Origin of the sequence: Streptomyces albus subsp. albus, from assembly GCF_000719865.1 — a bacterium.
GTDB classification, from domain to species: Bacteria; Actinomycetota; Actinomycetes; order Streptomycetales; family Streptomycetaceae; genus Streptomyces; species Streptomyces albus_E.
The window spans coordinates 70,838-88,113 of the sequence record NZ_JOID01000007.1; the positions used below are offsets into that span (position 1 = coordinate 70,838).

General features: G+C 72.2%; 14 protein-coding genes and 1 pseudogene. 10 read left to right on the forward strand and 5 right to left on the reverse strand.

From position 1 onward, the window contains the following. Positions 1-192: 192 nt before the first annotated feature. Positions 193-846, reverse strand: coding sequence for a TIGR03086 family metal-binding protein (locus IF83_RS0108025; RefSeq protein WP_037679132.1), 654 nt, complete (start codon positions 844-846; stop codon positions 193-195). A 282-nt stretch (positions 847-1,128) separates the two neighbouring features. On the opposite strand from IF83_RS0108025, the gene IF83_RS0108030 reads away from it, so the two are divergent. The 4 genes from IF83_RS0108030 to IF83_RS0108045 all read left to right on the forward strand — a co-directional run bounded on the left by IF83_RS0108030 (position 1,129) and on the right by IF83_RS0108045 (position 5,566). After that, a complete protein-coding gene (locus IF83_RS0108030) occupies positions 1,129-1,968 on the forward strand; it encodes a hypothetical protein (RefSeq protein WP_037679133.1) in 840 nt (279 codons plus the stop codon). A gap of 68 nt (positions 1,969-2,036) precedes the next feature. Beyond that, the gene (locus IF83_RS0108035) at positions 2,037-3,329 is read left to right on the forward strand and encodes a copper amine oxidase (protein WP_030543371.1); all 1,293 of its coding nucleotides are present in this window, start codon (positions 2,037-2,039) and stop codon (positions 3,327-3,329) included. A gap of 307 nt (positions 3,330-3,636) precedes the next feature. Beyond that, entirely contained in the window at positions 3,637-4,494 is an 858-nt protein-coding gene (locus IF83_RS0108040; protein WP_037679134.1) for an SAM-dependent methyltransferase, read from the forward strand. A 163-nt stretch (positions 4,495-4,657) separates the two neighbouring features. Further along, a complete protein-coding gene (locus IF83_RS0108045) occupies positions 4,658-5,566 on the forward strand; it encodes a LysR family transcriptional regulator (RefSeq protein WP_037679136.1) in 909 nt (302 codons plus the stop codon). A 17-nt stretch (positions 5,567-5,583) separates the two neighbouring features. Here the strand turns inward: IF83_RS0108045 and IF83_RS0108050 are convergent. Continuing rightward, positions 5,584-5,892, reverse strand: a pseudogene (locus IF83_RS0108050) (SDR family oxidoreductase); the annotation flags it as partial. A 44-nt stretch (positions 5,893-5,936) separates the two neighbouring features. Beyond that, positions 5,937-6,707, reverse strand: a complete 771-nt coding sequence (locus IF83_RS0108055) for an oxidoreductase (protein WP_030543375.1) — start codon at positions 6,705-6,707, stop codon at positions 5,937-5,939. A gap of 971 nt (positions 6,708-7,678) precedes the next feature. On the opposite strand from IF83_RS0108055, the gene IF83_RS0108060 reads away from it, so the two are divergent. The 5 genes from IF83_RS0108060 to IF83_RS0108080 all read left to right on the forward strand — a co-directional run bounded on the left by IF83_RS0108060 (position 7,679) and on the right by IF83_RS0108080 (position 14,926). Beyond that, positions 7,679-8,371 (forward strand): glycoside hydrolase family 11 protein, encoded by a 693-nt coding sequence (locus IF83_RS0108060; protein ID WP_030543376.1) that lies wholly within the window; start codon positions 7,679-7,681, stop codon positions 8,369-8,371. A 309-nt stretch (positions 8,372-8,680) separates the two neighbouring features. Then, complete coding sequence (locus IF83_RS0108065; RefSeq protein ID WP_030543377.1) at positions 8,681-9,943, forward strand: ABC transporter substrate-binding protein; 1,263 nt, start codon at positions 8,681-8,683, stop codon at positions 9,941-9,943. Positions 9,944-9,959: 16 nt separating this feature from the next. After that, positions 9,960-10,895 carry a carbohydrate ABC transporter permease gene (locus IF83_RS0108070; RefSeq protein WP_030543378.1) on the forward strand — a complete coding sequence of 312 codons (936 nt, stop codon included), beginning with the start codon at positions 9,960-9,962 and terminating at the stop codon, positions 10,893-10,895. Positions 10,896-10,909: 14 nt separating this feature from the next. After that, positions 10,910-11,776, forward strand: coding sequence for a carbohydrate ABC transporter permease (locus tag IF83_RS0108075; protein WP_030543379.1), 867 nt, complete (start codon positions 10,910-10,912; stop codon positions 11,774-11,776). Between the two features lie 12 nt (positions 11,777-11,788). Beyond that, positions 11,789-14,926, forward strand: a complete 3,138-nt coding sequence (locus tag IF83_RS0108080) for a glycoside hydrolase family 2 TIM barrel-domain containing protein (protein ID WP_078843276.1) — start codon at positions 11,789-11,791, stop codon at positions 14,924-14,926. Positions 14,927-14,968: 42 nt separating this feature from the next. Here IF83_RS0108080 and IF83_RS0108085 read toward each other — a convergent pair whose 3' ends face one another. Together IF83_RS0108085 and IF83_RS0108090 are read right to left on the reverse strand one after the other, a co-directional pair. Continuing rightward, positions 14,969-15,475, reverse strand: a complete 507-nt coding sequence (locus IF83_RS0108085; RefSeq protein ID WP_051722570.1) for a GyrI-like domain-containing protein — start codon at positions 15,473-15,475, stop codon at positions 14,969-14,971. A gap of 136 nt (positions 15,476-15,611) precedes the next feature. Beyond that, complete coding sequence (locus tag IF83_RS0108090; protein WP_030543382.1) at positions 15,612-15,947, reverse strand: YnfA family protein; 336 nt, start codon at positions 15,945-15,947, stop codon at positions 15,612-15,614. Between the two features lie 815 nt (positions 15,948-16,762). Between IF83_RS0108090 and IF83_RS33655 the strand changes: the two genes are divergently transcribed. Continuing rightward, entirely contained in the window at positions 16,763-17,245 is a 483-nt protein-coding gene (locus tag IF83_RS33655; RefSeq protein WP_030543383.1) for a pyridoxamine 5'-phosphate oxidase family protein, read from the forward strand. The last annotated feature ends 31 nt before the right edge of the window (positions 17,246-17,276 follow it).

Genomic DNA, 17,276 nt, shown 5'->3' on the forward strand with positions numbered 1-17,276 from the left:
GGGTCCGGCCAACATACCCGCGCGGGTCCCCCGCGCCGGGGGCCGGGCCGCCCCGGAACGGCCCGGCCCCCGGCCCCCGCCCCGGCCGGGCAGGCGGTGCGCCCCGAACCGCGGGCCTCGGGAAGGCGGGCTCAGGGCCGCGGCCCCCCTCGGTGACGGCCGGTCCGCGCCGATCCCGTCGTGCCGTCCCCGTCACCCCATGGCGGGCGGGGTCCAGGAGGGCGAGCGGCCGCTGAGGCCGATGACGCGGTCCAGCACCGGTGCCCCGTCCGGGACGTCGACCACCGGCCCGAAGAGACCCTCGGTCCCCGAGGGGTCGGCGGGGGCCATCAACTCGACGCAGGCCCGCGCGCTCTCCTCGTCGGCCGTGTACTCCTGGCCGGTGGCGCGCGCCAGGTCCCAGCCGTGGACGACGAGTTCGTTCAGCGCGACGACGCCCGCCACCTGCCCGGGAAGCGTGACGCCGCCGGCCTGGGTCTGCCCTTCCCACGCCTCCGGACGATGCCAGGCCGTGACGAGTTCGCCGAGCTGCCGGGGCAGCCGGTGCCGCCAGTCCTCCGCCAGCGGGCCGGGCCCGGCGGACCCCGGGTCGGTCGCGGTCGACGGACCGAGCCTCTTCTCCGCGGCGTCGCGGAAGGCGGCGGTCAGCCCGACCAGGTGCTGGAGGAGGTCGCGGACGGCGTACTCGGGGCAGGGCGTGGGGGCGGACAGGTGGTCGTCGGTGATGCCGTCCAGGAGCCGGGCGACGCGGCGCGCCGCCGGGCCGAGGTCGGGGACGGCCGGGCCGGTGGTGTCGGTGGGGTCCGTGGCGTTCGTGCCGGATTCGTTTTCCGCATGCATGTCCATGCTCTACCGGACCGCCCGGGGTGCCGAAACTCATCGGCCGCGGGGACTGCTCCGGCCGGGCCGGCACGGCGCGTCCCGCGCCGGAGCGGTCGGCGGGCCCCGCTTCCGGTGCGGCCGCGCGTGAACTGCCCCGCAGGCCAAGGCCGTTGCCCAAATGTCCAGAGCACCCCCGTAACGCACAAAGATGCGAACGCCACTGAACCGGCCCGGTCGTCACGGCGTCCTCCTGATCAGTCGCGCACCTGACGCGATGTGAGAGATATACGGGGATGGGGAGCACGAGTGGGGAAGTTGATGCACCGCCGGGTGGGGAAGCTGTTGGCGGGTGCGGCCATCGCGGTGAGCGGTACGGCGATCGCGGTCGCCGTGACGCTGCCGGGCAGCGCGGGGGCCTCCGGCGGCCGGGAGACCGCCGGCGCGGAGACCGCCGCCGGCGCGGAGGAGAGGCCCGGCGCGGAGAGCGGCGAGGGGGCGAACGCGGCCGGCCGGCAGCCGGCGGGCGTGGTCGAGGAGCAGCCGCCCGTGGGCAAGCAGGGCGTGGGCCGGGACGGGCTGACGGCGGACGAGCTGAAGCGCGTGGAGCGCCTGGCCGTCACGCCGGGCATCCGCTCGGGCAGTGAGGACGTGGAGGGCGACCGGGGGCCGGAGATCCTCAGCACGGATCTCGCCGAGCTGAAGCCGTCGGAGGTCGACGACACGGCCCCGCCGCGCCGTGCGGAGGTGTCCTTCTACGACTACAAGGACGACCAGCTCGTCCTGCGGACGGTCAACCTGTCGACGGGGGAGGTCGAGAAGACCGAGACCCGCGAGGGCGAGCAGCCGCCGCCCACCCGCGCGGAGGCGACCGAGGCCGTCAGGGTGCTGCTGGCGGACCCGCTCGGCGCGGGGCTGAAGCAGGACTACAAGGCGGCCACCGGACAGGCGCTCACCAAGCCGGAGCAGCTCACCACCACCGCGATGATCTACCGCGTGGACGAGGAGAACGCGGGCGCCGCCGGAGTCCGCGCCTGCGGCGAGCACCGCTGTGTCCGCCTCTTCACCAAGGTCACGGACGGCCCGTGGATCGACGTCCGGCATCTGGTGATCGACCTCAGCGCCGGCACCGCCGCCCGTCTCGGCTGACCGCCTCTCCCCCATGACTTCACCGGGTGCCCGACCAGCCCCGGCAGACCAGAAAGCAGTCATCACGCATGTCGACACGACGAACCGGCATCGCCCGGAAGCGCGTCCGGGCGGCGCTCGCCCTGACGGCCCTCGTGGGCGGGGCCGCGGCCGCCGCCGGCCCGGTGGCCAACGCCGCCGGCAACGCCCCGCAGGCGCCCTCCGCGCCGCAGGCGGCGTCCTGCAGTGACGCCTACAAGATCGAGAAGAAGCTCACGGGCGGCACCACCTGGCGGATGTGCTGGCACTACACCAGCACGGCCGGCCTGGTCCTGGACAAGATCACCTACCAGCCGAAGGGCGAGCCGCAGCCGATACCCGTGCTCACCACGGCCAAGCTCGCCCAGATCCACGTCCCCTACGACGACGGCCGGGCCGAGTACGACGACCTCACCGGCTACTCCTTCGGCGCGGGTGTCGCGGACCTCGGCACGAAGGAGTGCCCGGGCGGCACCCTGAAGAAGGTCAAGCTGCCCGACCAGCCCGCCGTCAACGGCGTGTGCGTCACCACCCGCGCCCGGGGCCACGCCTACCGGCTGGCGTCCGACGACGGCAGCAGCGTGTCGACCGCCCAGGGCACGGACCTGCTCGTGTACACCGTCAACAAGGTCGCCTACTACGAGTACATCACCGAGTGGCGCTTCTCCGACGACGGCACCATCTCCACCCAGGTCGGCGCGACCGGTGAGCTCTCCCCCGGCGACTACGACGCCGCCGACGGCTACGGCATGCCCCTCGGCAAGAACAGCCGGGACCGCGCCCTGAGTCACAGTCACAACGTATTCTGGCGGCTGAACTTCGGCCTCGACGGCTCCCCGAAGGCCAAGGTGGAGCAGCTCGACTCCACGACGACCCCGGTGGCCGGCGAAACCCCGCGCACCAAGACCAAGCGCACCACCGTCACCAAGGAGCTCGCGGGCAACACCGGGCCGCAGCGCTGGTGGCGCGTCGTCAGCACCGCGGGCAAGAACAAGGACAACCACCCGCGCAGCTACGAACTCGTCCTCGGGCACAGCAACAAGTACCCCGGGCGCCCGTACACCAAGAAGGACGTCTTCTTCACGCAGTACGACGCCTGCGAGCAGTTCGCCAGCCACAACCGCTCCTGCCCGGGCAAGAGCGTCGACAAGTGGGTGAACGGCGAGACCCTGAAGCACCCCATCACCTGGGTCAACGTGGGCTTCCACCACCACGCGCGGGACGAGGACCAGGCCCCGATGCCCGTCCACTGGCAGGGTTTCCAGATCGTGCCCCGTGACGTGACGGCGATGAGCCCGCTCACCCCGCCCGACTTCGCCGGCCACAACGGCGCCCCGCACTGACCCGCGGGGCCGCCGCGCCCCGGCCGGCGCCGTCCGGCCGCACCGACCGCCCCGGGTCCACCGGAAATCCCCCTTCCGGCGGGCCCGGGGCTTCGCCGTTCCGTTCCGGTTCGCCACCCTCCCTCCCCGTCCGCCCATGCCCGGCCCCTGACGCACCCCGCGTATCCGGGGGGATGGCGGCGTCCCGGGACCGGACAGTCAACCCGCCGACCGGCCAAGGTGGTTGAGCGAGCGGAATCGACAAGTCACCGGCCCGAACGGGGCTACGATTCCCCACACGATCGATCACCTGCTTGAAGGGGCGCACATGGGCGGCAACATCCAATCCGGCGGACCGACGCGGCCGGAGGGCACGGGCCGTGACCTGGGCCTGGACCGCCATCACAGCGCACGCATCTACGACTACTTCCTGGGCGGCAAGACCCACTACCCGCCGGACCGCGAGGTCGCCGAGAAGCTGCTCCAGGCCTTCCCCGGCTTCCGCACCGCGGCCCGCACCAACCGCTCCTTCATGCACCGGGCGGCCCGTTACCTCGCGGAACGCGGCATACGCCAGTTCCTCGACATCGGCACCGGCATACCCACCAGCCCCAATCTGCACGAGGTCGTGCAGGCCGTGGCTCCGGAGTCCCGGGTCGTCTACGCCGACAACGACCCGATCGTGCTCACCCACGCCCGCGGTCTGCTCACCAGCACCCCCGAGGGCCGCACCGCCTATGTCGAGGCGGACATCACCGACCCGCGGTCGATCCTCGAATCGGCCGAACTGCGCGAGACCCTGGACCTGGAGCAGCCCGTCGCGCTGAGCCTGGTCGGTCTCTTCCACTACATCACCGACGACCGGGACCCGCACGGCATCATCAAGCAGCTGCTGGAGCCGCTGGTCCCCGGCTCGTACCTGGTCTTCTCCCAGTGCACGCCGGACTTCGCCCCCGAGGAGTGGGAACAGGCCATCAACGTGTACAAGGCCGACGGCGGCAACGCCCAGGTGCGGAGCAAGGCGGAGGTGGAGCGGTTCTTCGCCGGGCTGGAGCTGGTGGAGCCGGGTCTGGAGGTGCCGCACCGCTGGCACCCGGACGAGGAGACGGAGGAGCTGGTGAAGCTGGGCGAGCTGACCGACGCGGCGGTCAGCCTGTGGGCCGGGGTGGCCGTCAAGCGCCGGTGACGCCGCTCCGACCGGTCTACCTGACGGTCCGTCATTCCGGTGGTGCGGAGGGGCGCTTCCGCACCACCGGACGAGCGGACCGGGAATGTCCCCCGGCGCGACCGGGTTACCCACCATCACGACGGGTGGACCGAGGGCCACCGCGGGGAGGGGACGGGAGCCCATGAGCAGCCTTCGCCAGTTCGAATACGCCCTGGCCATTGCCGAGCAGGGCTCGGTGACGGCGGCGGCGGAGCTGCTCCACGTCGCCCAGCCGTCGGTGTCCCAGCAGATCCGCGGCCTGGAACGGGAACTCGGCGTGACGCTGTTCACCCGCACGCCGGCCGGGCTGGTGCCCACCGCGGTCGGCCGCGCGTTCCTGCGGGACGCCGAGGTCGCGGTGCGGGCGGCGCGGCGGGCGAAGGCGACGGCGCGGGCCGGTGCCGACGAGCCGGGGGGCGAGCTGGTGGTCGCGGCGCAGATGGGACTGGGCACGCGGCAACTGCCGGGCGCACTGGGCGCCTTGCGCCGCCGCTTCCCGCGGCTGGAGATCACCGTGTTCGAGGAGGCGAACCCCGCCGAGCTGGAGCGGCTGGCACGCCGGGGGGTGGTGGACCTCGGCCTGCTGGCGGGGCCGTGCGGGGAAGGCGGCCTGTACGAGGGCCACCACCTGGGCGACGAGGAGTTCGTCGTGGTGCTGGGTCCCGAGCACGCGCAGCTCGCCGCGGACCGGGTGGAGCTGCGCGAGGTGGCGCGGGAGCCGTGGATCAGGTTCGACCACGGCAGCGCGCTCGACGGCGTGCTGCGGGACGTGCTGCGGGACAACGCGCTGGCCCCGACCACGGTCGCCCGCGTCTCCCAGACGGCGACGGCGGTGCGCTGGGCCTCCCACGGGCTGGGGGTGACCCTCGTTCCGACCTCCGCGGTGCCTCCCGGGTTCGAGCACCTCACGCGTCCCGTCCTTCCCGCCGTCTCGATGCCCGCCGTCGCCGCGATCCGGCCCGGTGCGGGGCCGGCGGAAATGGCCCTGCTCGCATTCCTGCGTCAGGAGACCTGGCACCACACCGGCTTTCTCCGGTCACGGGTGGGGTGACCGCCCGGGGGCACCGCTCACAACTGGGTGATGCCCCCGTCGACCACCAATTCGGCGCCCGTGGTGTACGTGGCGTCGAAGGCCAGGAATGCCACCGCCCTGGCGACTTCTTCCGGTGTTCCGAAACGTCGCATGGGATTTTCCGCGACCCTTTCCGCCTTGAACCGGTCCGCGGCCTCCTTGGTCATCGTGGTCTCCAGGATTCCCGTGTCGACGGGACCGGGGCTGACCGCGTTGACCCGGATTCCCCGCGGGAGAAGCTCGCGGGAGAGGCTGCGGGCCATGGAGCGCAGCGCTGCCTTGCCGGCCGCGTAGACGCCGGCCTCCTGTCCTCACGTCTTCGTCCGGGCCTCGTTCCGTTTCGCCGGCGTCATCCCGCGGGGAATTCGCCGCCGTCCACGGTGAGGTTCCTTCCGGTCAGCCAGCTCGCCCGGTCCGATACGAGGAACAGCACCGCGTTGGCGATGTCGTCGGGCCGGCCGTCGCGTCCCAGCGGAGGGGCGGTGTTGTCCTGGCCCGGCCCCTCCCGCAGGCTCGCCCACTGCTTCCGCGTCGCCTCGCCGCCGGGGGTGGCGGTCCTGCCGGGAGACACCGCGTTGACGCGGACTCCGAACGGGGCCAGTTCCAGGGCCAGTCCCCGGCTGTAGTTCTCCAGCGCCGCCTTCGCCGCCGTGTAGTGCAGGAACGGTGGTGCCGAGGTGGTGACGGCGGCCGTGGAGACGTGCACGACCGCACCCGAACGCCGTGCGCGCATCCCCGGGGTCAGCAGCGAGTCCAGCCGCACCGACGCCAGGTAGTTCAGGTCCAGCTGGTCCTGCCACTCCTCGTCGGGGATGGCCAGGGCGTTCGGGAACGGCCGCGCTCCGCCCGCGTTGTTGACCAGGATGTCCACCCCGCCGAGGGCCTCCTGCGCTGCCTCGGCGACGGCCTGCGCTCCGGCCCGTGTCCGCAGGTCGGCCGCGACGAAGACGGCGCCTTCCGGCACCGTGCCGGTCCCGGACCTCGCGGTGGTGAGGACCTCGGCTCCCGCGTCCAGGAATTGCCGCACGACCGCTGCTCCGATTCCGCGAGAACCTCCCGTGACCAGGGCCCGCTTTCCCGCGAGCTCCCGTATTTCCGATCCGTTGTCCCCTGTGGTCATGCCACCGGTCCTTTCTGGTGCGTATGCGGTGCCGCTCGACGGAGGAAAGGGGCTGAGTGCGCGGAGCGCGCATCCTCGGAGATATCGCGATGAGCGCCTCGTCGAGCTGTTTCACGCTACGTGCGGAAATCAACGAAGGGCAAAGACGAAATACCAGCGGGCGCCATAGGGAATTCCTATGGCGCCCCGGCCTTCTCCCCCCACGTCCGGCGCGGAAGGGCGTCGCGTCCCGGACGGCGGCGCCCGGCCCGCGCGGGATCCGGCGGACGGCGCACCGGGCCGGGAGTGCCCCGGCCCTCGCCGGGGCGTACGTCGTCCAGACCGGCACGGGGCGGGCGCGAGGGAGCCCGGGCCGTGTTCTCCGGGCCGATGGCCGGGGCGGGCGGGAGAAGCGGCTCCGCGAGACCGGCGGCGCGACCAAGGGGATGAGGGGACCCTCCCCGCGGGTGCGCCGGTCGGCGGCGAGGCCGAAGCCGGCGGGCAGCCCACGGCACCCGGCGCCCGTCCGGCGATCCGCTCACACCCGCGCGCCGGCTCCTCGGCCGGCCGCCACCGGCCCCTCAAACCGTCCGGAATGTTTCCGAAAATTTTCGATGACCAGGACCCGGAAGCTGATCACTGAGCGGGCATCATGTTCACCACCGTCACCATCGAGCACACCATCAGAGCCCTGAGCAGGTATAACACTGACGGCCGAACTCCCCTACCAGGGCAGCGTTTCCGCAATGCTTCCGGAAACTGTTGACAACGTGACAGGTCGGCTCAACACTATCGGCATCGACGGGCCCGACCCCGCCGATCCGGTTCACCCGTGCGGCCCGGCCCCCCCGGTTCGCCGACCGCAGGACGACCGGCCGAGCCCGCGCGAGCCGTCCGACCCCGGCGCGCGCGGCCGGCGCCGCCCGGCCACCGAAGGCCCGCCGGGTCGTATCACCCTGCCTGGCCTCCGCCAGCCCCCACCAGGAGGAATCATGCACAAGGACGACACCCCCGCCCGCCGGCTCAGCCGCAGGGGCTTCATCGGCGGCACCGGCGCCCTGGCGCTGGCCACGTCCGGACTGATCCTGCCCGGCACCGCCCACGCCCGGGCCGCGCAGACCATCACCACCAACCAGACCGGCAACCACAACGGCTACTACTTCTCGTTCTGGACCGACGCCAACAACACCGTCTCCATGACCATGGGCGGCGGCGGCCAGTACAGCGTCCAGTGGAGCAACACCGGCAACTTCGTCTGCGGCAAGGGCTGGAGCAACGGCAGCCGCCGCACGGTGTCGTACTCGGGCAGCTTCAACCCGTCGGGCAACGGCTACCTGTGCCTCTACGGCTGGACCTCGAACCCGCTCGTCGAGTACTACATCGTCGACAACTGGGGCACCTACCGGCCCACCGGTGAGCACCGGGGCACCGTCAGCACCGACGGCGGCACGTACGACATCTACAAGACGACGCGGTACAACGCCCCGTCCGTCGAGGGCACCAAGACCTTCGACCAGTACTGGAGCGTGCGGCAGCAGAAGAAGACCGGCGGAACCATCACCACCGGCAACCACTTCGACGCCTGGTCCCGCGCCGGCATGCAGATGGGCAGCTTCAACTACTACATGATCATGGCGACCGAGGGCTACCAGAGCAGCGGCAACTCCAACATCACCGTGAACTGACCGCCGTTCCGGCGAGCCGGCCCCCGGACAGCACCACCTCCGTACCGCACCTGTGGCGCGGCGGCCCATCCGGCCGTCGCGCCACACCGCGTTCCGGCGTCCCGCTCCGGAGCCCACCCCGCGCCCGCTCAGGGTCCCGGAACGACACGCACGGGACTCTCCGGGAGCGGCCGGACCCTCTTGCCGAACCCCCTGGACCATGGCTAGCGTCCCGCACCACAACGGCAGTACCGCACCACGGCACCCTGGCGACACACCCCAACGCCGTTCGCACACAAGCGAGTTGAGCCGCTACAGACGGGACGTCACATGCCGGCCATCAGCAGCAGAGAGTGGGACCGCCGCGATCTTCTCCGCGCCGCCGGAGGGATCGCCGCCCTGGGCGCGCTGTCCGCCTGCGGCTCCAACACCGGGCGCGGCGGCGGGGGATCGGGCCGGTCGCTCAAGCAGATGTACCACGCCTACGGCGAGCCGGGCACGCAGCAGGCCGCCCAGAAGTTCGCCAAGGCCTACCGGGACGCCGACGTGTCGGTGCAGTGGATACCGGGCGAGTACGAGAAGAAGCTGTTCACCGCGCTGCTGTCCTCCGACGGGCCGGATGTCTTCGAGTTCCACCCGCAGATCCACATGGCGCACGAGCGGCAGATCGTGCCGCTCGACGACATCCTCGAAGACGCCAAGGACGACTTCAACGAGGCGGACATCACCTCCCACACCATCGACGGCAAGGTCTACGGCGTGCGGATGATCGACGATCCGCAGTTCCTCTACTACCGCAAGTCCTTACTGGACAAGGCCGGAATCGAGCCGCCGGACACCCTCGACGCGCTGATCGAGGCGGCCGAGAAGCTCACCACGGACAAGGTGAAGGGCCTCTACCTCGGGCAGACCCTGCAGCCGATCCAGAGTCCGCTGATCTGGTCCACCGGCGCCGAACTCCTCACCCCGGACAACGAGATCGCGTACCACACCGACGAGGTGGCCGAGGCGCTGCGCAAGCTGCGTCGGCTGTACGCGGGCAAGGCGCTGCTCAAGGGGGCGCCCACCGAGCACTGGGACCCGGCCTCCTTCAACCAGGGCCTGTGCGCGATGCAGTGGTGCGGCATGTGGGCGATGCCGCAGATCCTGGAGGCGCACGGCGACGACGTCGGCATCATCCCGTGGCCCTCGTCCGGCGGTCCGCAGGGCCGGCCGGCGGTCTACAACGGCGGCTGGTCGGCCTTCGTCTCGGCGAAGGCGAAGGACGTCGACGCGGCCAAGGCCTTCGTGAAGTGGCTGTGGATCGACCAGAAGGAATTCCAGCGCGAGTGGTGCCTGGACTACGGCTTCCACATCCCGCCGCGGAAGTCGGTGGCCGCCGGCGCCGAGGAGCTCAAGTCCGGGCTGGCGGCGGAAGGGGTCGAGCTCTTCAACAGCGCCGGCATCTTCGACAATCCGTCCTGGACCCAGTCGATGATCACCACCCTCACCGATGTCATGGCCAACGCCGTCCGGGACGATGCCGATCCGGAGGCCGAACTCGACAAGGCGGACCGGAAGATCCGGCGCGAGCTCGACAAGATCTTCGGCTGAGGGCGGGGCCACCACCATGGCGACGCCCCTGCGCCGGCCGGCCGGCCGCGGCCGGCGTCCCGTGCCGGGACGCGGACACGCCCTCGCCTTCTGGCTGTTCACCGGCCCGTTCCTGGCCGGGCTGCTCGTCTTCGTCTACCTTCCGATCGGCTGGAGCCTGTGGCTCAGCCTCTTCGAGGCCCGCTCCACCGTCACGCCCACCGAGTTCGTGGGGCTCGGCAACTACCTGACGATGCTCTCCGACGGCGACTTCGTGCGCAGCCTGGGCACCTTCACCGTCTTCGCCCTCTTCGCCGTCCCGCTCACCTTCGCCCTGTCACTGGCACTGGCGCTGCTGGTGCACCGCATCCGCTTCCTGCGGGCGTTCTTCCGGTCCGCGTTCTTCCTGCCGACGGCGTGCAGTTATGTGGCCGCCTCGCTGGTGTGGAAGATGTCCGTCTTCAACGGGGTCCGCTTCGGGCTGGCCAACACCGTGCTCGGATGGCTCGGCCTGGACTCCGTCGCCTGGCTGGCCTCTCCCGACCCGCCCTGGTACTGGCTGGTGATCGTCACCGTGCGGCTGTGGCTGCAGTCCGGCTTCTACATGATCCTCTTCCTGGCGGCGCTGCAGAACATCCCGCGGGTGCTGTACGAGGCCGCGGCCATCGACGGCGCGCGGCCCGGCTGGCAGACCTTCCGCCACATCACGCTGCCGCAGTTGCGCACCACGTCCACCGCGGTGATCCTGCTGCTCCTCATCGCCGCCTACCAGGCGTTCGACGAGTTCTACAACCTCCTCGACAAGGCGACCTGGGGCCGGCCGCCCCTGGTCTACCTCTACAACCTGGCACTCGGCGAGAACCAGGACTACGGGCTCGGCAGCGCCGGCGCCCTGCTGCTGGCCCTGCTCATCTGCCTGGTCACCCTCCTCCAGGGCCGGTTCCTGGGCTTCGGACGGGAGAGCGACACATGAGCCGCGTCAGCCATATGAGCGCGGCGGCCGGAGGGGGCCGGGCGGCGCGGGGCGCGCGCGGCACGCTCGGCAGTGCGGGGCTGTACGCGGCGCTGCTGGTGGCCACCGTCCTCTTCCTCGTCCCCTTCTATCTGATCGCCCGCAACGCGCTCTCCACGGACGCCGACATCACCGGGGAGACCTGGACGTTCTTCCCCACCGACCTCCAGTGGGGCAATGTCCGGGAGCTGTTCGCCGACCCGGCCGTGCCGTTCGCGCGGGCGCTGTGGAACTCCCTCGTCGTCGGGGTGCTGCACACCGCGGGCACCCTGCTGCTCTGCTCCACCGCCGGCTACGGGCTGGCCCGCATCCCGTACCGGCACGCGCAGAAGGTCTTCTACCTGGTGCTGGGCACGCTGATGGTCCCGGCGGCCGTCACCTTCGTCCCCACGTTCGTCCTCGTCTCGTCCCTCGGCTGGGTCTCCAGCCTGCGGGGTCTGGTCATCCCGGGGCTGTTCAGCGGCTTCACCGCCTTCCTCTTCCGCCAGTACTTCCTGGGCTTCCCCCGGGAGCTGGAGGAGGCGGCGCGGGTGGACGGGCTGAACCACTGGGGCGCGTACTGGCGGGTGGTGGTGCCCAACTCGCTGAACTTCTTCGCGGCGATCGCCGTCATCACCTTCATCGGCGGCTGGAACGCCTTCCTCTGGCCGCTGGTCATCGGCCAGGACCAGGAGTCCTGGACGGTGCAGGTGGCGCTCTCGTCCTATCTCACCGCGCAAACCGTAAACCTACACTTGATCTTCATGGCCGCGGCGATATCCATCCTGCCCCTGATCCTGGTCTTCCTCGTCCTGCAGCGCTGGCTGGTGCAGGGCGTGGCGCAGACCGGGATCAAGGGCTGACCGAGGGGACCCATGAGCACACCCCAGGACCCGCTCCGCAGCGCGCACGCCCCCACGTCCCGGGGGGCCTCGGCGGAGCCGCGTCCCCGCCCGGGCGGCGCCGGGCAGCCGTCCTCCGCCGGGCTCCCCTACTACGAGGACCGGTCACCGGGGCGCGGCACCCTCCCGCCCCGCGCCTGGTACGCGGCCTCCGACGCCCGCAGGCTCTCTCTCGGCGGCGAGTGGCGCTTCCGGCTCTCCCCCACCGCCGGCGCCGAGGACGACTCCTTCGCCCGCCCCGGCCACGACGCGAGCGGCTGGGACCGGCTGACCGTCCCCGGCCACTGGGTGCTCCAGGGCCACGGCGCGCCCGGGTACACCAACACCCGCTACCCCTTCCCCGTCGATCCGCCCCGGGTCCCGTACGAGAACCCGACCGGCGACCATCTGCGCCTCTTCGAACTGCCGGACGACTGGCCGCTCGCGGCGGGCTCCGGGGACACGGTCCTGCGCTTCGACGGTGTCGAGTCCTGCGCCCGGGTCTGGCTCAACGGCACCGAACTGGGCGTCTTCCAGGGCAGCCGGCTGCCGCACGAGTTCTCCGTGGGCGCGCTGCTCCGGCCCGGCGGGAACGTCCTGGCGGTCCGGGTCCACCAGTGGTCGGCCGGGAGCTATCTGGAGGACCAGGACCAGTGGTGGCTGCCCGGCATCTTCCGCGAGGTGACGCTGCTGCACCGGCCGCCGGGCTCGGTGGGCGACTTCACCGTCCACGCCTCCTACGACCACCGCACCGGAACGGGGACCCTGCGGGTGGACTGCCCCGCGGGCGACGGCCCGGACGGCGGCGCGGGGAACGGCGCGGTTCCCGTCCGGATCGGCGTCCCCGAGCTGGGCCTGGACCTCGCGGCGGGCGAGAGCGCGACCGTCCCCGTGGAGCCGTGGACCGCCGAGACCCCGCGGCTGTACGAGGCCGGACTGGCCGCGCCCGGCGAGCGGATCGCGCTGCGCGTCGGCTTCCGCACGGTCGCGGTGGAGGACGGCGTCTTCACCGTCAACGGCCGCCGGATCCTGTTCCGGGGCGTCAACCGGCACGAGTTCCACCCGGTGACCGGGCGGGCGGTGGACGCGGAGACCATGCGCCGGGACCTGCTGCTGATGAAGCGGCACAACATCAACGCCGTCCGCACCAGCCACTATCCGCCGCACCCGGCCTTCCTCGACCTGTGCGACGAGCTCGGCCTCTGGGTCGTCGACGAGTGCGACCTGGAGACCCACGGCTTCGCCGACACCGGCTGGCGGAACAACCCGGTCCGGGACGAACGCTGGTTCCCCGCCCTGCTCGACCGGGCCGCGCGGATGGTGGAGCGCGACAAGAACCACCCGTCCGTCATCATGTGGTCGCTCGGCAACGAGTGCGACACCGGCCCGGGGCTCACGGCCATGGCCCGGTGGATCCGCGCCCGGGACCCCGGCCGGCCGCTGCACTACGAGGGCGACCCCTCCTGCGCGGACACCGACGTCTACTCCCGCATGTACGCCCCGCACGCCGAGGTGGAGCTGATCGGCCGGCGCGCGGAGGAGCCGCTGGGCGACCCGGCGCTGGACGCACGCCGCCGCGCACTCCCGTTCATCCTCTGCGAGTACGCCCACGCGATGGGCAACGGCCCCGGTGGTCTCACGGAGTACCAGCGTCTCTTCGAGCGGTACGAGCGCTGCCAGGGCGGCTTCGTCTGGGAGTGGACCGACCACGGCCTCGCCCGTCGCGCGGCGGACGGCACTCCGTACTTCGCGTACGGCGGCGACTTCGGGGAGGATGTCCACGACGGGAACTTCGTCTGCGACGGGCTGCTCTTCCCCGACCGCGCCCCCTCCCCCGGCCTCGCCGAGTACAAGAAGGTCATCGAGCCGGTGCGCATCGAGGGCGACGGCGCGGCCGGCACCGTCCGGATCACCAACACCCACGACTTCTCCGGCCTGTCGCACCTGGCGTTCACCTGGTCGTACGAGGCGGGCGGCGCGCCTGTGGCGGCCGGCGCACTGCCCGTGCCGGACCTGGCGCCCGGCGGGAGCGCGGAGGTGCAGTTGCCGGCACCACCCGGACTCCCCGCGGGCGGGGATGCGGGCAGGGGCGACGGTGTCGGGGCAGGGGCCCTGGACGCCGGTGACCGCGTCGAGGGGCACGCCGCGGACGCCGAACGCCAGTGGACCGTCCGGGCCGTGCTCGCCGCCGACACCGCCTGGGCACCGAGGGGCCACCTCGTCGCCTGGGCGCAGCTCCCGGCCCGCTGGCGCCCGCTCCCGCGGCCCGCGACTGGCCAACCGGTGCGCCGCGACGGGGAGTCGATGACCCTCGGCCCGGGGGTCTTCGACGCCGCGACCGGCGCGCTCCGGCGCCTGGACGGCCTCCCCGTCACGGATCTCCGGCTGGACGTCTGGCGGGCCCCGACCGACAACGACGAGGGCGCGCCGTGGCAGCCGGATCCGCGCCACGGCCCGCTGTGGCGGGCCCTGGGCCTGCACCGGATGCGGCACCGCCCGGACGCGGTCGAGGTATCGGCCGACGCCCTGACCGTGCGGACCCGGGTGGCCCCCGCCGCCACCGACCTCGCCCTGCGCGCCGAGTACCGCTGGACAGCGGACGCCGGGCGGCTGGGACTGACGGTCGCGGTCACCCCGGAGGGCGACTGGCCGTGCGCCCTTCCCCGCCTGGGCATCCGTTTCGGCATCCCGGCCGCGTACGGCACGGCCCGCTGGTTCGGCGGCGGCCCGGGCGAGGCGTATCCGGACACGCGGGCCGCCGCCATGACGGGCCTCTGGTCGATGACGGTCGACCAGCTCCAGACCCCGTATGTCCGCCCCCAGGAGAACGGTGCCCGCGCAGACGTCCGCTGGGCCGAACTCACCGACGCCGCGGGAGCGGGCCTGCGCGCCGAAAGCGGCGGCCCCGGTGACCTCTTCTGGTTCACCGCCCGCCGCTGGACCACCGGGCAACTGGACGCGGCCCGCCACACCCCCGACCTGAGACCGGGCCCCCTGGTCTGGGTCAATCTGGACCACGCCCAGCAGGGCATCGGCTCCCAGTCCTGCGGCCCGGGCGTCCTTCCCGCGTACCAACTGCGGGCGCAACCGGCGGAGTTCTCGTTCATCTTCTCGGCGGTGGGCCGGACCTGACGAGGCCCGGCGCGTCCCCGCGTACCGGCTGCCGGGCCCCGGTCAGTCCGCCACGGGCCAGTTGAGCTCGGTGCGCAGGTCGCGCGGGTCCATGTCCGGTGAGGGCTCCGTGACGTAGGTCTCCCACCTGTCCTCCCCGGCGGGCAGTCCCCGCGCCCGCATCCAGGAGCCCAGCCGGTCCCAGGAGGACCCGAGGCGGTCGAACGAACCGTGGTGCGTCAGCCTCGCGACCCGCCCTCCGGGAAGCGAACCGGCCACGACCCCGGCCTCCGGACGCACCGCCCGGTCCGTGAGGAACCCGACCTCCAGGTCCAGGGTCTCCCCCGGCGTCCCGTGGTAGAGGCCGAAGGCCGGGCCCGTCGGGGCGATCCCCTGCGCTTCCATGACCCGTGCCAGGTCCCGGAAGGAGGCGTCGAAGAAGTCCCGCAGGCCGGCCATCGGGACGACGCTGCGGACGACCGCCGTCGTCGCCGGGTCGAGCGTCACGAGTTCCGGCTCCGGCTCCGGTGCCGGAACGCGAGTCTCACCATCGGATCCGCGAGTGTTCATGCCACTTCCCTCCACGTTTGCGGACTGTCCACGATCGTGCAGACCTCGCGGATGCCGGAAACTCATCGTCACGCCGGTGCGGGGATCCCTCGAGCGGCGCCGACCGCGGAGGGCCGAGCCCGTCCGTCCCGTCCCGTCAGTGGCCGCGCGGGGCGTACATGATGACGGCCATCCCGGCGAGGCAGACCAGGGCGCCGACGACGTCCCACCGGTCGGGCCGGTAGCCGTCGGCGATCATCCCCCAGGCGATCGAGCCGGCGACGAAGACGCCGCCGTACGCGGCGAGGATCCGGCCGAAGTTCTCGTCGCTCTGGAGGGTGGCCACCACCCCGTACAGCCCGAGGGCGATGGCGCCGGCCCCGATCCAGACCCAGCCCCGGTGCTCGCGGATGCCCTGCCAGACCAGCCAGGCACCGCCGATTTCGAACAGGGCGGCGACGACGAACAGAGCCACGGAACGGGCGACGGACACGGGGCGACCTTCTGCCGGAGGGGACGCGGGAGTATTCAGCTAAGCACGCCGGGGAGACGGGGTCCGGCGCCACCCGCCCGGCTCCCCGGGTCCACCCCGGCCGGCGGCTCAGCCACCGCTCATCAGGAAGAGCGCGACGAGCAGAATCCCGAGCCCGATGCCGCTCCACCACCACATGACGGCATGCGGCCTGTTCATGCCGTACGAGGGCTGGTCGGATTCTTCCCTTCCGGGCCTCACGGTGACTGACCCCTCTCGTTCCGGCAGCAATCCCGTGTGCCACGGGGACCGTCGCTGCTCGGGAAGGGAACGGTCACACCCGGAGAAGCATGACGCTCCCGCTCCACGGAGAGCCGGCCCGCGGTCGGCATTCCGCCTTCCCCCCGCGACCTGGATCATGCGATTGCCCTGGTCGGCACCCCGGTGAAACGGAACTGGCCCTTCCTGGCCGCCCAGCACCGGCCCCGGCAGGGCCCTGCGGAGGTCGTCGACGAGCCGGGAGCGGCAGCCGGGCGGTGGACACGGCCCGCCCCGCCCGGTCATGCCCCGCGGGTGGTGTGGTCACGGCGGCTGTTCCCGGGCCTCTAGGGCGACCAGCCACGTCTGTTCAGGACCACCCCACACAGGCCGGGTGGGTGCGGCACCCAACTGGTGCCGTAGCCCCAAGCAGTGCCCGGCCGGCCGTGCCTCGACTTCCACCTTGCCGACAAGCGGCGGGACCGGCGCCCCGCACCACGGCCACTCGCCGCCGCGGCAAGCAGGTTCTCAGACCGGCGTGGTCGGCCCGGAGGCGCATTGAATGTACGGTCTGCGCCATGGACACCGGGGAGCTTGAAGTCGAGGGTCGGGCCATCATCGACCGCAACCGTTTCATGACGCTGGCGACCGCGGACACGAACGGCGAACCCTGGGCGTCACCGGTCTTCTATGTGGCCGACGGGTACTCGACGTTCTACTGGATCTCCTCCCCCGGGGCGACGCAGGTCCGCAACATCGCGATGCGGCCGCGGATTGGCATCGTGGTGTTCAACTCGCAGCAGGAACCGGGCTCCGACGAGGCGGTGTACATGGCAGCCACGGCGTGCGAGCTGTCCGGAGCCGAACTGGACCGGGGGCTGGAGATCTACCTGGGCGCGGCGCCCTTCAGCAGGGGACCGGAGGTCTTCCGGCCTCCCGGTCAGTACCGGGCGTACCGGGCAACGGTGACCGAACACTTCATGCTCTGTCCCCAGGCATCCAGCCGGCCGTGCCCGGTGCACGGCCGCATATCCGACCACCGCGTAGCAGTACAGCTCTAGGCACTGTCCGGCGGCGCGCGCTCGGGCGCAA

Bases quoted from the DNA above. Each gene is read 5' to 3' on its own strand.
- IF83_RS0108045 (WP_037679136.1), top strand. From the start codon at position 4,658: ATGAGCAGCCTTCGCCAGTTCGAATACGCCCTGGCCATTGCCGAGCAG.
- IF83_RS0108085 (WP_051722570.1), bottom strand. From the start codon at position 15,475: ATGAACACTCGCGGATCCGATGGTGAGACTCGCGTTCCGGCACCGGAG.
- IF83_RS0108065 (WP_030543377.1), top strand. From the start codon at position 8,681: ATGCCGGCCATCAGCAGCAGAGAGTGGGACCGCCGCGATCTTCTCCGC.
- IF83_RS0108055 (WP_030543375.1), bottom strand. From the start codon at position 6,707: ATGACCACAGGGGACAACGGATCGGAAATACGGGAGCTCGCGGGAAAG.
- IF83_RS0108075 (WP_030543379.1), top strand. From the start codon at position 10,910: ATGAGCGCGGCGGCCGGAGGGGGCCGGGCGGCGCGGGGCGCGCGCGGC.
- IF83_RS0108080 (WP_078843276.1), top strand. From the start codon at position 11,789: ATGAGCACACCCCAGGACCCGCTCCGCAGCGCGCACGCCCCCACGTCC.
- IF83_RS33655 (WP_030543383.1), top strand. From the start codon at position 16,763: ATGGACACCGGGGAGCTTGAAGTCGAGGGTCGGGCCATCATCGACCGC.
- IF83_RS0108025 (WP_037679132.1), bottom strand. From the start codon at position 846: ATGGACATGCATGCGGAAAACGAATCCGGCACGAACGCCACGGACCCC.
- IF83_RS0108035 (WP_030543371.1), top strand. From the start codon at position 2,037: ATGTCGACACGACGAACCGGCATCGCCCGGAAGCGCGTCCGGGCGGCG.
- IF83_RS0108070 (WP_030543378.1), top strand. From the start codon at position 9,960: ATGGCGACGCCCCTGCGCCGGCCGGCCGGCCGCGGCCGGCGTCCCGTG.
- IF83_RS0108060 (WP_030543376.1), top strand. From the start codon at position 7,679: ATGCACAAGGACGACACCCCCGCCCGCCGGCTCAGCCGCAGGGGCTTC.
- IF83_RS0108040 (WP_037679134.1), top strand. From the start codon at position 3,637: ATGGGCGGCAACATCCAATCCGGCGGACCGACGCGGCCGGAGGGCACG.